The organism is Massilia eburnea, assembly GCF_009720745.1.
GTDB classification, from domain to species: Bacteria; Pseudomonadota; Gammaproteobacteria; order Burkholderiales; family Burkholderiaceae_D; genus Rugamonas; species Rugamonas eburnea.
The window spans coordinates 27,662-39,368 of record NZ_WNKX01000026.1 but is presented as its reverse complement, the minus strand read 5'-3'; the positions used below and the strand labels follow the sequence as shown (position 1 = coordinate 39,368).

General features: G+C 61.5%; 13 protein-coding genes. 8 read left to right on the top strand and 5 right to left on the bottom strand.

All coding sequences use genetic code 11. From position 1 onward, the window contains the following. Positions 1-53 precede the first annotated feature (53 nt). Genes GM658_RS24290 through GM658_RS29680 form a run of 4 tightly spaced genes read left to right on the top strand, consistent with a single transcriptional unit; the run spans position 54 to position 4,073 of the window. Positions 54-1,760, top strand: a complete 1,707-nt coding sequence (locus GM658_RS24290) for a GspE/PulE family protein (RefSeq protein ID WP_155456649.1) — start codon at positions 54-56, stop codon at positions 1,758-1,760. 1 nt (position 1,761) lies between these two features. Then, positions 1,762-2,991, top strand: a complete 1,230-nt coding sequence (locus GM658_RS24285) for a type II secretion system F family protein (RefSeq protein ID WP_170298947.1) — start codon at positions 1,762-1,764, stop codon at positions 2,989-2,991. Further along, a complete protein-coding gene (locus GM658_RS24280; RefSeq protein ID WP_155456648.1) occupies positions 2,988-3,524 on the top strand; it encodes a hypothetical protein in 537 nt (178 codons plus the stop codon). Before GM658_RS24285 ends, GM658_RS24280 begins: the two co-directional genes overlap by 4 nt. 36 nt (positions 3,525-3,560) lie before the next feature. After that, positions 3,561-4,073 (top strand): type II secretion system protein, encoded by a 513-nt coding sequence (locus tag GM658_RS29680; RefSeq protein ID WP_155456647.1) that lies wholly within the window; start codon positions 3,561-3,563, stop codon positions 4,071-4,073. A 63-nt stretch (positions 4,074-4,136) separates the two neighbouring features. Here the strand turns inward: GM658_RS29680 and GM658_RS24270 are convergent, their stop codons facing one another. From GM658_RS24270 to GM658_RS24255, 5 genes are read right to left on the bottom strand one after another with little or no spacing between them, the layout of a single operon-like run. Further along, a complete protein-coding gene (locus GM658_RS24270) occupies positions 4,137-4,616 on the bottom strand; it encodes an MSHA biogenesis protein MshP (RefSeq protein WP_155456646.1) in 480 nt (159 codons plus the stop codon). Further along, positions 4,613-5,497, bottom strand: coding sequence for a prepilin-type N-terminal cleavage/methylation domain-containing protein (locus GM658_RS24265; protein ID WP_155456645.1), 885 nt, complete (start codon positions 5,495-5,497; stop codon positions 4,613-4,615). Before GM658_RS24265 ends, GM658_RS24270 begins: the two co-directional genes overlap by 4 nt. Before the next feature lie 4 nt (positions 5,498-5,501). Then, a complete protein-coding gene (locus GM658_RS24260; RefSeq protein WP_170298946.1) occupies positions 5,502-5,975 on the bottom strand; it encodes a prepilin-type N-terminal cleavage/methylation domain-containing protein in 474 nt (157 codons plus the stop codon). Further along, on the bottom strand, positions 5,965-6,447 hold the full coding sequence (locus tag GM658_RS28925) for a pilus assembly FimT family protein (RefSeq protein ID WP_170298945.1): 483 nt from the start codon (positions 6,445-6,447) through the stop codon (positions 5,965-5,967). Before GM658_RS28925 ends, GM658_RS24260 begins: the two co-directional genes overlap by 11 nt. Next, positions 6,444-8,903, bottom strand: coding sequence for a polymer-forming cytoskeletal protein (locus GM658_RS24255; protein ID WP_155456643.1), 2,460 nt, complete (start codon positions 8,901-8,903; stop codon positions 6,444-6,446). Before GM658_RS24255 ends, GM658_RS28925 begins: the two co-directional genes overlap by 4 nt. A 205-nt stretch (positions 8,904-9,108) precedes the next feature. Here GM658_RS24255 and GM658_RS24250 point away from each other — a divergent pair, with 205 nt between their 5' ends. From GM658_RS24250 to GM658_RS24235, 4 genes are read left to right on the top strand one after another with little or no spacing between them, the layout of a single operon-like run. Beyond that, the gene (locus GM658_RS24250; RefSeq protein WP_371865250.1) at positions 9,109-10,011 is read left to right on the top strand and encodes a type IV pilus biogenesis protein PilM; all 903 of its coding nucleotides are present in this window, start codon (positions 9,109-9,111) and stop codon (positions 10,009-10,011) included. Beyond that, positions 10,008-10,691 carry a hypothetical protein gene (locus tag GM658_RS24245; protein WP_170298944.1) on the top strand — a complete coding sequence of 228 codons (684 nt, stop codon included), beginning with the start codon at positions 10,008-10,010 and terminating at the stop codon, positions 10,689-10,691. The genes GM658_RS24250 and GM658_RS24245 overlap by 4 nt, the downstream gene beginning before the upstream one ends. Next, positions 10,688-11,350: a hypothetical protein gene (locus GM658_RS24240; protein WP_155456641.1), complete on the top strand. Its 663-nt coding sequence runs from the start codon at positions 10,688-10,690 to the stop codon at positions 11,348-11,350. Before GM658_RS24245 ends, GM658_RS24240 begins: the two co-directional genes overlap by 4 nt. Next, positions 11,347-11,703, top strand: coding sequence for an MSHA biogenesis protein MshK (locus tag GM658_RS24235; protein ID WP_229417047.1), 357 nt, complete (start codon positions 11,347-11,349; stop codon positions 11,701-11,703). The genes GM658_RS24240 and GM658_RS24235 overlap by 4 nt, the downstream gene beginning before the upstream one ends. The last annotated feature ends 4 nt before the right edge of the window (positions 11,704-11,707 follow it).

The following is an 11,707-nucleotide window of genomic DNA, read 5'->3' as shown; positions in this document are numbered from 1 at the left end:
CATGATTCGTTCGCATACAATGCCAACGGATATTTGTGATCGGGGAAGCGTGTATGACGAGGCCGGAAAAGGTTCGTTTAGGTGAGATCCTGGTGCAGCAAAAGCTGCTGTCGGAAGAACAGCTGGGCATGGCGCTGGCGGAGCAGAAACGCAGCGGCCGCAAACTGGGGCGGGTATTCGTCGAACACGGCTTTGTCACTGAAGAACAGATTTCCGGCGCACTGGCGCGCCAGCTGAACATCCCCTACATCAACCTCAAGTTTTACCAGATCAATACGGACCTGGTGCGGCTGTTGCCGGAAACGCAGGCGCGCCGCTTCCGCGCCCTGGTACTGGAAGACCGCAAGGGCACCATGCTGGTCGGACTGTCCGACCCAACCGACCTGTTTGCGTACGACGAGATTTCCCGCCTGCTGAAGCAGACCATTGAGCTGGCCGTGGTCAACGAGACCGAGGTGCTGGCCGCCATTGACCGCATCTACCGCCGCACGGAGGACATTTCCGGCCTGGCGCGCGAGCTGGAACAGGAGATGGGCGAAGGCTCGGTGGACTTCGGCGCGCTGGCAGCCGCCAGTCCCGGCCTGGAAGAAGCGCCGGTGGTCAAGCTGCTGCAATCGCTGTTCGACGATGCGGCGCAAGTGCGCGCTTCGGACATCCACATCGAGCCGCAGGAAGGCCGGCTGCAGATCCGCTTCCGCATCGACGGCGTGCTGCACCTGCAGACGGAAGCCGATATCAAGATCGCGCCTGCACTGGCCCTGCGCCTGAAACTGATGTCCGACCTGGACATTTCCGAGAAGCGCCTGCCGCAGGATGGCCGCTTTGCCGTGCGCGTCAAGAACGCCCGCATCGACGTCCGTATTTCGACCATGCCGACACAGTATGGGGAATCGATCGTGATGCGTTTGCTGAACCAGAGCGGCATGACCTTGCGGCTGGACGCCATCGGCATGCCCAAGCCGCTGCTCGACAAGTTCCGTGCCATCGTCGCCCGACCGAACGGCCTGGTACTGGTCACCGGTCCTACCGGCAGCGGCAAGACCACCACGCTGTACTGTGCGCTGGCCGAATTGAATTCGATGGAGAAGAAGCTGATCACCGTTGAAGATCCTGTTGAATACCGCCTGGCCGGCATCAACCAGGTCCAGGTGAATGAAAAGATCGAACTGGATTTTGCGCGTGTGCTGCGCTCCGCACTGCGCCAGGACCCGGACATCGTGCTGGTCGGCGAGATGCGCGACCAGGAAACTGCCTCCATTGGCCTGCGCGCCGCCATGACCGGCCACCTGGTGCTGTCAACCCTGCACACCAACGATGCCGCCAGCACCCCGCTGCGGCTGATGGATATGGGCGTGCCGCGCTATATGGTAGGCAGCTCGCTGCAGGCCGTGCTGGCGCAGCGACTGCTGCGCGTGATTTGCGAATCCTGCACCACGCCGTATGAGCTGACGCCGAACGAGCATGAATGGCTCAGCCTTGAACTGAAGGACAAGGTCGACATGGGCCGCTACTTCCACGGCAAGGGCTGCTCGCATTGCAATGGCCTGGGCTACCGTGGCCGTACCGGCGTGTACGAGCTGCTGGAAATGACGCAAGCCGTGGTGGATGCGGCCAACGACGTCGATCCCGCCGTGTTCCTGAAAGCGGCCGCACAGCAGATGGATGGCCAGACCCTGCGCCGTCACGCCGTGCAGCTGGTGGTCCAGGGCCGTACGACGGTGGCGGAAGCCATGCGCATCAGCAACCAGTTAGAGGATTGACGTGCCGCTGTTCGCCTACAAGGGCCGCAACGCACGCGGCGAAATGATGCAGGGTGTGCTGGAGGCTGCCGACAGCGGTGCGGTGGCGGACCAGCTGTTCAGTACCGGCGTAACGCCGATCGAAATCAACGTCACCAAGGCCGTCGCCAGGACGAACGAAGAAGGGCTGTGGGAGCGCTTGACCGAGAAGAAGGTCAATGCGATGGACGTGCAGCTGTTCAGCCGCCAGATGTACACGCTGCTCAAATCGGGCGTGCCGATCATGCGCGGGCTGGCGGGTTTGCAGGAATCGGCCATCAGCAAGGCCTTCGGCCGCGTGATCAAGGATTTGCGCGAATCGCTGGATTCGGGGCGCGAGCTGTCGGCGGCGATGCGCCGCCACCCGGACGTGTTCTCCGCCTTCTACCTGTCGATGGTGCGCGTGGGCGAGATGACGGGCCGGCTGGAAGAGGTGTTCCTGCGCCTGTTCGAGCACATGGAATTCGACCGCGACATGCGCGAGCGGGTGAAGACAGCACTGCGCTATCCAAGCTTCGTGGTGATCGCCATGGTGATCGCGATGGTGGTGGTGAACATATTCGTCATCCCGGCATTCGCCAAGGTGTTCGAGAGTTTCCACACCCAGCTGCCGCTGATGACGCGCATCCTGCTGGCCACGTCCGGCTTCATGCAGCACTACTGGGGCCTGCTGTTGGTGATTGCGGTGGGGGCGTATTTCGGATTCCGGTCCTGGATCAAGACCGACAAGGGCCGCTATGAATGGGACCGCATCAAACTGCGCATCCCGATCGCGGGCAAAATCATCCACAAGGCGACGATGGCGCGCTTTGCCCGCAGCTTCTCCCTGTCGGCGCGCAGCGGCGTGCCGATCGTGCAGGCGCTGACCGTCGTGTCGCAGACGGTCGACAACGCCTTCCTCACTTCACGCATTGAGCAGATGCGCGATGGCGTGGAGCGCGGCGAATCGATCCTGCGTACGGCGGTGACGGCGGCGGTGTTTACGCCGGTGGTGTTGCAGATGATCGCCGTCGGCGAGGAATCCGGTTCGCTGGATGACCTGATGGACGAGATCGCGCAAATGTATGAACGCGAGGTGGATTACGAGCTGAAGACCCTGGCCTCGCAGATCGAGCCGATCCTGATTACCTTCCTCGGTGCGATGGTGCTGGTGCTGGCCCTGGGCATCTTCCTGCCGATCTGGGACCTGGGCAAGGCGGCGCTGCGCCGATGAGAGTGTTGTATCGCAAGCCAAGTAACGTGGCTTTGCTGCAACATGCGCGGCAGGGCGGTTCGGGTTACTTCGAGTTTGCGGTTGTAGCGATTATTTTTGCCATCCTCACCGGTGTCCTGCTGAACAAGCTGCAGTATTACCAGGAAGAAGGGGAACGGCTTGCAGCCGCGCAAGTTGTAACAAGCTTGCGTGCGGCCCTTGCTAGCAGGGCTGCTTCGTTGTATCTAAGGGGGAATGAGGCAGAAATCGCTTCGCTGGCGAAACAGAACCCGATGGACTGGCTTGACCGCCGGCCAGCGAATTATGCGGGGGAATTTGATGCGCCCAAAGCCGGCGCGGTGGCGGAAGGACAGTGGTATTTCGACCGATCCACCACAACTTTGTCATATCTGTTAAATAAGCGAGGCTATTTTGGAGGAAACGGCGCGAAACGCTTGAATTTCAAGGTAAAATTTGCGCAAGCCCCTTCAAATATCACCAATATCCACGAAGGGCCGGGGCCTGGCGGTGTGACCCTGGAACAAGTCGATTAATAAAACCGCGACACTACAAGTATCTGGAGAGGCTTAATGAAACAGTTTCAGACCCCTAAGCAGTCTGGTTTTACCCTGATCGAACTGATCGTTGTCATGGTTATCCTCGGCATCCTGGCTGCCACGGCGCTGCCACGATTCATCAACCTGGGGGGCGATGCACGCGTGGCCAGCCTGAACGGCGCGCGCGGCGCACTGAATGCGACCGTCGCCATGGTGCATGGCCGCTGGCTGGCCGGTGGCACGGGCGTGGCGGGCAACGTCGGCGTTGAAGGCAACCTGAATGTGCCAGTGGATGCGCGCGGCTTTCCGACCGCATCGGCTGCGCTGCTGACCGCAGCGGGCATTACCGATGCCGATTACGTGACGATCAATCCCGGTAACGCTGGCGATGCCAATACTCCAACGACGAGCGGTACCGAAATCGCCATCATCCCCAAAAGTGTTTCAGGCTCGCCGACTGGCTCGACCTGCTTCATCCGTTATACCGAATCGACTTCGGGCGCAGTGCCTGTCATTACCAATCCTCCGGCTCCAGGCAGCTGCTGATCGAAAGATCCAAGGAAAGAGCCAGGCGCCGCCTGGCTTTTTCTTTATCCGTCCCGGTTTTATCTAACAAGGCTTCCCGTTCGGCTTGTTCGCAGCATCGTTCAGCGAGCAAGCCGTCACGACACGGCTGCGCTCAGTATATTCAAGGTCGACGGCGCGCGCGTTATCCGGGCAAGCGGCGGAATTGCAGGCAGTTGCCGTAATGGTGAACGCAGTTTTGCTCTGTGGCTGAACGGTGCCCGGTGGGTTCTCAACCTCACCTTCGAAAAAAACCGCCGAATCGCATTTCACCGTCACGTTAAATCCATTCCCCACATTGATAGTGGTCGCCGCCGCGCAGCTTTGCTGGCGCAAGGCGCGATACATTCCCCATTCGGTGCCGGCGCGTGCAGCCTGCCATGCGCGGGAAGAAAGCAGGTCCTGGTTGGCGCCCGTCTGCTGCGTCGTCGACAGGCGTGCCGCAGCGACGCCCAGCGCCGACAGCACGACAACGATGACGATTGCGGCGATATAGCCAAAGCCTTGCTGCCTACGCTTGTTCAAGGAATGTTCTCCACGCTTACGCTGAAATTCAGGCGTACGTTTTCATTAGCTTCAGTCAGTGTCAGGTCGATCTCTGCCAGGCCGCTCATTTGCGTTGCGGTTGGATTGGGCGTAAACCTGATCGTGCAGGCGGAAACGTGCGTCGCGATGACCGGCGTGGCGCCGGGAGTCGCCACCGGACAGGCATAAGGATCGGCCGCGCCAATGGCGTGGCCCCGCACGCGGTACAGCGTGCCGCGCCCAGTGCCATTGGCATCCAGGCCGCCACCTGCGCAAACGTACGCGACCACTTGTTGTGCGTTGGGCACGACGAAGAAGCGCGCGCCGTCATATCCGGCAGGGACGGGCATCGGCGCTTGCAAGGTCACGCGTTTGTTACCCAGGCGGAGGTCCGGCGGCGTTGCCAGCGTACTGAGTCGGCCATGGTTGGCAACGGAATACACATCGGCATAACTTTGATTGCCGATCAGGACCCAATCGTTCGCCGAGCCCTGGACCCCGCTCGTCGTAGCATCGAACGTTGCGACCGTCATTCCCGGCGTGACGGGCTTGGACTGGTCGGCCGGGTTGGGATGGCTGTTGTCCCACGCTACGTCGCGGTCCATGCGGAAGCGGCCGCCGCTGGAGGTGGGAAGCATGCCAAGACAGGCGCCCTGGCTGCTGCTGCGGATATCCACTGAATTCGGAACCGAAATCCTGATATCGCGCGACATGCGGCGCATGACACCGTCCGCCGCGTCGGTCAACATGGCGCGCCGGGAGCTGGCGAAATAATTGTTGACTGCAGGCGTGAAGAAGGTCACGAGAATGCCCGCAAGTACGCCGGTGACCACCATGACGACGATCAGCTCAACGAGGGTAAAGCCGCGCTGCAGTTTCATGGCCTTACCCTCCAAACCTGGTGCGCCAGCCTGCGAGCTGGTAGCTGCTGTTGCCCTTGCGGACAGTGACGGTAATCTGGCGCGTCTCACCGGCAGGTATGCCGCCGCTCAGGATGCCGCCCGCCGCATTGGCCATGCTGACCTGGACCGTGTAGCCAGCCGGTCCCGGCGTGCCGTCGATCGTGCAGACCTGGATCCCGTTTGCACCGCCATAACCGGCATAGTCATCAAGATCGTCGAAAGCGCTGCGGTCGCAGCCATTGAATGGGGTGGCGGTATGGTCGATGAAAGGCTTGAGCTGGATCTCTTCCATCATGCCTTCCGCGATGGCCGTCATCTGCTTGCTGACCATCGGGTCTGTGCTGCTGACCGCGGTGCGCGACAGCACGCCAAGGACGCCGGCCAGGCCGACAGCAATGATCACCATGGCGATGATCATCTCTACCAGGGTGAAGCCGCGCTGGGACTTATTCGACATGGCCGGCGCTCCCGTCGATATTGATGCCGCGCTGCCCTGTAATTGAAATGAAGCCGGACGCGAACACGGTGCCCGCACCGTCCATCGTGATGTCGCCGCTTGGCTGGAAGAACAGCGGCACGCCCACCAGTGGGCCACTCTGGGCGCGTTCATTGCCATGACTGGCGAAAGGCGTTCCGTCCGGGCTGGGGAAGGGCCGCGCGTTAGTGGTGAGGCACGCCGTATCGCCGGCATTGAGGGCGATGAGCAGTTGCACGTTTTGCGGGTTGACCGTTGCACAGACCAGGCGCCGGTGGCTTACTGCGCTTTTCTGGGCATGATGCAAAGCGCTGAGCACCTCATTCCGGTATGCCGAGGAGGTGAATGCATCGAGTTGCCCAAGGCGCGGAATCGCGATCGCGGCGAGAATCCCGATCACCACCATGATGGTCACCAGTTCGACGATGGTGAAGCCCGGCGCGCGGGGCTTCAATTGAATACCTCGCGGCCAAAGACGGTTGACTTGTTTTCCGGATTGGGCGCGTCAAACGTTGCCCGCGCAGTTGGGTCCTGTGTCCAGTTCGTGTTGCAGGAGCCGTACAGGGAGCGCAGCCAGGCCAGGCCTGCGCCGGTGCTCGCGGGGCGGGGCGCCAGCAGGCAGGAGGCGTCGCTCGCCGTAGATCCCAGGTTGGCCGCGATACTGACCGTGCCCGAGCCGTTCTTGTCCGTTGCTGCATTGCCAGGCTTTGTTAAATGGATGTTGCCAATCCCAAGCTTGAAGCTGACATCATTTGACACGGCGACGCCAGTCATGAGCGCCGGCGGCGTCAGGGCAAAGGCGCTGGCGGGCAAGACGGTCGCTGAGTCAAGCTGGTTCAACAGCCATGAATTGCCCGTGTAGTATTCAATGCGGACGGGAACATCGAGGTCGCGGCCACGCGGGCCGAAGGCATTGCTGATCTTGACGCGGCCGCTGCGCACTTCGAGGGTCTTTTCAATGAAATTTTCTGAGGTGGTCTTGTCGGCATCGATGGCACGGATCCGGATTTGCGTCGGCCTGGTAAGCGGCGCCGTGAATGTGTACACGGGACTGGCGATGGCTTCGCCGTCGGTGGCAAGTGTGAAGGTCGCAGCCGGCACTGCACTGGCGGTCAATGCACCAGGGCCGGGATTGGCCGAGGCGGGCGTAGCGTCGCTCAAGGCGCTCAGCGTAATGTCGCGCGCGAAGGCTTCAGGCCCCTTCACGTAATAGTTACGTGTCGTTGTGTTGGCCGCATTCCTGGCGATGACCGTGACGCCAAATGGCTGGCCGGAGTAGGTCCAGGCCGGTACTGGGATGGTCTCGAAATGATGTGGACGGAAGCGGCCAAATGCGCCGGAGCAGCCGCTGGCGGCAGTACTGCTGCTGCCGGTAACCGGTTGTCCGCTGGAGAGGTAGCTTGGATTGGTTGCGATGACATCGCCGGTTCCAACCTCATCCCACCTGTTGCCGGTGGCTGTTGCAACACCGTCCTTGAAGGCGCCCAATGTGCCGGGCGTGAAGACGCCATCTTCGCCATCGGACGGCTGGCACCTGGAAAACGAGAGAACGGCACTTTGCTTGCTTGATTCGAGCCCGTAATTCGGCGTGACCTTGCCTGCATCGTTCAGTGCCGTAACAGTGAGGCTGAAATTGTCGCCGGCTGCAATGAGGGCGCCGGGAGTGGGCGAAGCGACAGCGAACTTGCGCGGATAGACAGTGAAGCTGGAGCTGCCGTTCATATTGGCCGGTGCATGGGCCGCGGCAAGCTGCAGCCTGCCGACATCCGCATAGTTGACGCTGAACTGGCCTTTGCCATCGGAGTCAAACGTCATACTGATCGTCTGTGCGCCGCCACCGCAGGTCAGCGAGACGATACTGCTGCCGCTTTGCAGGATGACGGGCCGGCTGCCAATCGGCGCGCTCGTGGCGGGATCGACATAGGCGCAGGTGAACGTCACCGGCTTGGCGCCGGTGAATGCGGGGGCGCAGGTGTCGGAGCCTTGAGCCTTGCTGACCGCGTACATGTCAACCAATGGACTGGTGGCGGAGGCATGGTCCGGCACATTGAAGTCGAAGCCGGAGTCGTTGTAGGTGAACTGGCAGCTGCCGGAAGTGCCGTCCCAGCAGGTTGTGCCGCCCGCCGTTGTGCCGAAATTGACCGTCTTCGTGCCGGCATAGGGCACGATGACGGTGGCGTTGGTCTGTCCCGCTGCGATGCTGAATGGATAGCTGCCGATGGTGGCGCCGCCCGCCGCCACCACCAGCGTGCTGCTGGCGCCGACGGTGGTGGTCGGGCAGGTGCCGCCGCTGCTGGCGCCTGCGCAAGCCCACACCGTGACTTCGGCCGGCGAGCATGTAAGGCCGGTGCCGTCATGCTCGACAAGGAAGTGGTCGACGCTGCCAGCCGGCGGCGGGGGCACTTTGTGGCAGTAGTAATTGGTGGTGGCGTACGAACAGTCGCCGCTGATGCTGCTGTTCTTGCCGACCTTGAGCGTGTTCTTGGTGAAGACGTCGCCGTCGACCAGGGAATCCTTGTTGATGGTGATGCTGTCGCCCGAATTCAGGTCGCCATGCACGATCGTGTTCTTGGCGAAGGTCATGCTGCCGGTGGACTGGATGTCCATGTAGGCGTTCATGTCCTTTGAGAAGGTCACCGTGCCTTTGACGTCAAGCAGAAGCGGCGATCCTTTCGGGATGATGAAATTCTTCGAGGCAGAAAAATTGCCGTTGACGTGCACCACCAGCGGCGAGGTGATGACGATATACACATCCTTGGAAAAACTCATGGACGGGCAGTTGTATTCGCCGGCGGCAACGAGCGTGCAATTGAAACTGGAGATGAGATCGGCGGGCCAGCTATAGCTTTGTGCGTGCGCGAAAGTGGCGGCACACCACAGGAAAATGGCGAGGATTGCGCGGGAAATCATGGCCAATCAGACCATGTGGAAACAGAATGTGTCAAGACCGTAACACCGCGAAAGAAATAAATTGATAATTGGCGAAATTTATTAAAAGTGTAATGTAATCTTGAATATAATCAACCATCTACGTCGCGAAGCTCGCGTAACGTTTTCTTTTTAGATTGGTGGCATGCGTTTTTTCTCTAGGGCAAGAAAAAAAGAAGGCATCCTTGTGACGTCATTCCATGCAGACGGGATCTGTGTGGCGCGCGTCGAGCGGCAGCCTGCCGCCAAACCAATCGTCAAACTTTCCGCATTCCACCCGGTGACCCCGAGCTTGTCGGCAGAAGCCCTGGCACGCGCCGCGCGCGAAGCGCAGGCGGCCAGCTTTGTCGGTTCGACTCTGCTCGCGGCCAATGAATACCAGCTGCTGCAAGTGGAAGCGCCCAACGTGCCGCAGGAAGAATTGAAGACCGCCGTGCGCTGGCGCCTGAAAGACATGCTGGATTTCCATATCGACGATGCCACCATCGATGTGCTGGATATCCCGGTAGACAAGAATGCCGGCAACCGCTCGCATTCGATGTTTGCCATCGCCTCGCGCAATAGCCTGATCCAGTCGCGCCAGGACCTGTTCGCCGAGGCGCAAGCGCCGTTGTCGGTGATCGACGTTCCCGAAATGGCACAGCGGAATATTTCGGCGCTGATGGAGCCGGAGGGCCGCGGCCTTGCCATGCTGTCCTTCGATGCGGCAGGCGGCCTGCTGACGGTAAGCTACAACAAGGAGCTTTACCTGGCGCGCCACTTCGACGTGACGCTGGCGATGCTGCAGGAACACGATATCGAGCGGCGCCACGCCTCGTTCGACAAGATCGCCCTTGAACTCCAGCGGTCGCTGGACCACTTCGACCGCCAGTATTCCTTCATCAGCATTTCGCGCCTGATGCTGGCGCCGACCGGCGTCGCTTCGCTGCAGGACTTTCTGTCGGCGCAAATGTATATGCCTGTGGAATCCTTCGGGCTGTCCGACGTGTTCGATTTGTCGGAAGCGCCCGGGCTGCAATCGCCGGAACAGCAAGTGCGGCAGTTCCTCACGCTGGGTGCGGCTTTGCGCCAGGAGGAGCTAGTGCTGTGAGCCAGCAGATCAACCTCTTCAACCCGATCTTCCTCAAGCAGAAGAAGATCTTCACCGCCGTGCATATGGCGCAGACCCTGGGCATGGTGGCGGCGGGCGCCTTGCTGCTGGCCGCCTATGGCGCGGTAAAGAATTCGCAGCTGGCCGAACATGCGGCGGCCGGCAAGGCGGCGCTGACGGCGGCGGAAGCGCGCCTGGCGAAGGTCAGTGCGGAATTCCCTCCGCGCCAGAAAAGCAAGGAGCTCGAAGCGGAGGTGGCGCGCATGCAGGGAGAGTTGAAATCGCTGCGCGAGGTGCAGTCGGTGCTCGAGCGGGGCGAGTTGGGCAATACGGCCGGCTATTCGGAATACTGGCGGGCGTTTGCGCGCCAGGGCGTGCACGGCGTGTGGCTGACCGGGGTGACCGTTGTTGGCGCCGGCAAGGAGGTCGGGCTTGAGGGCAGGGCGCTGCAACCTGAACTCCTGCCGGGCTATATCCAGCGCCTGACCCGTGAGCCTGCCCTGCAGGGCAAGACCTTCGGCAGCCTGGAGATTGCGCGGCCCGGCTTTCCGGCGGCAGTACAAGCCCCTGCCGGCGCTCTTGGTTCGGCTGGCGGCGGGACCGGCGCCGCCGCGGGTGCACCTTACGTCGAATTCCGCCTGGCGACCCAGCCGGCGCAGGCCAAGGAGGCGGCCAGATGAAGGCGCTATGGGCTAAATTGAGCGGCCGCATCGACGCGATGACTTTGCGCGAACGGGTTGCCATTTTCATCGCTTCAGTAGCGGCGCTTCTGTTCATGGTCAATACCCTCGTGCTGGAACCACTGTTCGCGCGCAACCGTATGCTGGCCGACCAGATCCGGCAACAGAATATGCAAGTGGATGCGGCAAATTCCGGCGTGCAGGCGCAGATGGCCGCCTTCAATGCCAACCCGGATGCGGCAACGCAGAAGCAACTGGCGGATCTGAACCGCGACGCCGCCGCCCTGGCTGGCGCGCTGCGCGCCACCCAGCACGGCCTGGTGGCGCCGGAAAAAATGGGCCAGCTGCTGCAGCAGTTGCTGCGTTCGAATGGCAAGCTGAAACTGCTGTCCCTGCGTACCTTGCCGGTCAGCGGAATGGGCGGCAACGCCGACGCAAAAGCTGCGCCGGTCCGGCGCGAGCTGTTGTACCGTCATGGCGTGGAGGTCGTGCTGCAGGGTGGCTACCTGGATATGCTCAATTACATGGAAGCGCTGGAAGGCTCGCCGCAGCAGGTCTTCTGGGGGCGCGCCCAGCTCGATGCGCATGACTACCCCAATTCCACGCTGACCTTGACGCTGTATACCCTGGGCCTGGACGAAAAATGGATGACGTTATGAGCGCCCGCCTGCTAGCCGTCTTCCTAGTGGCGCCGCTTTGCGCTGCGGCGCAATCGCACGCGGCCCTGTCGGATCCAACGCGACCGCCACCGGAAGCGCTGCAGCTGCAGTCGCCGAGCGCAGTGCCGGCGCCCAGTGTTCCGCGCAAGCCGGTGCTGCAGTCGGTCCTGGTCGGCAAGGGGCACGAGGGCCGCGAGGTCGCAGTCATCGATGGTGAGGTGGTGCGCAAGGGCCAGGCCTTCCATGGTGCGGTGCTGGAAGAAGTTGGCGCCAATGTCGCCGTGCTCCGTCGCGGCAACAAGACCGAAACACTGATTTTATTTCCCCTCGCGGCGGGCAGCCGCAAGAAGTGAGAAC

Bases quoted from the DNA above. Each gene is read 5' to 3' on its own strand.
- GM658_RS24280 (WP_155456648.1), top strand. From the start codon at position 2,988: ATGAGAGTGTTGTATCGCAAGCCAAGTAACGTGGCTTTGCTGCAACAT.
- GM658_RS29680 (WP_155456647.1), top strand. From the start codon at position 3,561: ATGAAACAGTTTCAGACCCCTAAGCAGTCTGGTTTTACCCTGATCGAA.
- GM658_RS24235 (WP_229417047.1), top strand. From the start codon at position 11,347: ATGAGCGCCCGCCTGCTAGCCGTCTTCCTAGTGGCGCCGCTTTGCGCT.
- GM658_RS24255 (WP_155456643.1), bottom strand. From the start codon at position 8,903: ATGATTTCCCGCGCAATCCTCGCCATTTTCCTGTGGTGTGCCGCCACT.
- GM658_RS24265 (WP_155456645.1), bottom strand. From the start codon at position 5,497: ATGAAACTGCAGCGCGGCTTTACCCTCGTTGAGCTGATCGTCGTCATG.
- GM658_RS24290 (WP_155456649.1), top strand. From the start codon at position 54: ATGACGAGGCCGGAAAAGGTTCGTTTAGGTGAGATCCTGGTGCAGCAA.
- GM658_RS24260 (WP_170298946.1), bottom strand. From the start codon at position 5,975: ATGTCGAATAAGTCCCAGCGCGGCTTCACCCTGGTAGAGATGATCATC.
- GM658_RS24240 (WP_155456641.1), top strand. From the start codon at position 10,688: ATGAAGGCGCTATGGGCTAAATTGAGCGGCCGCATCGACGCGATGACT.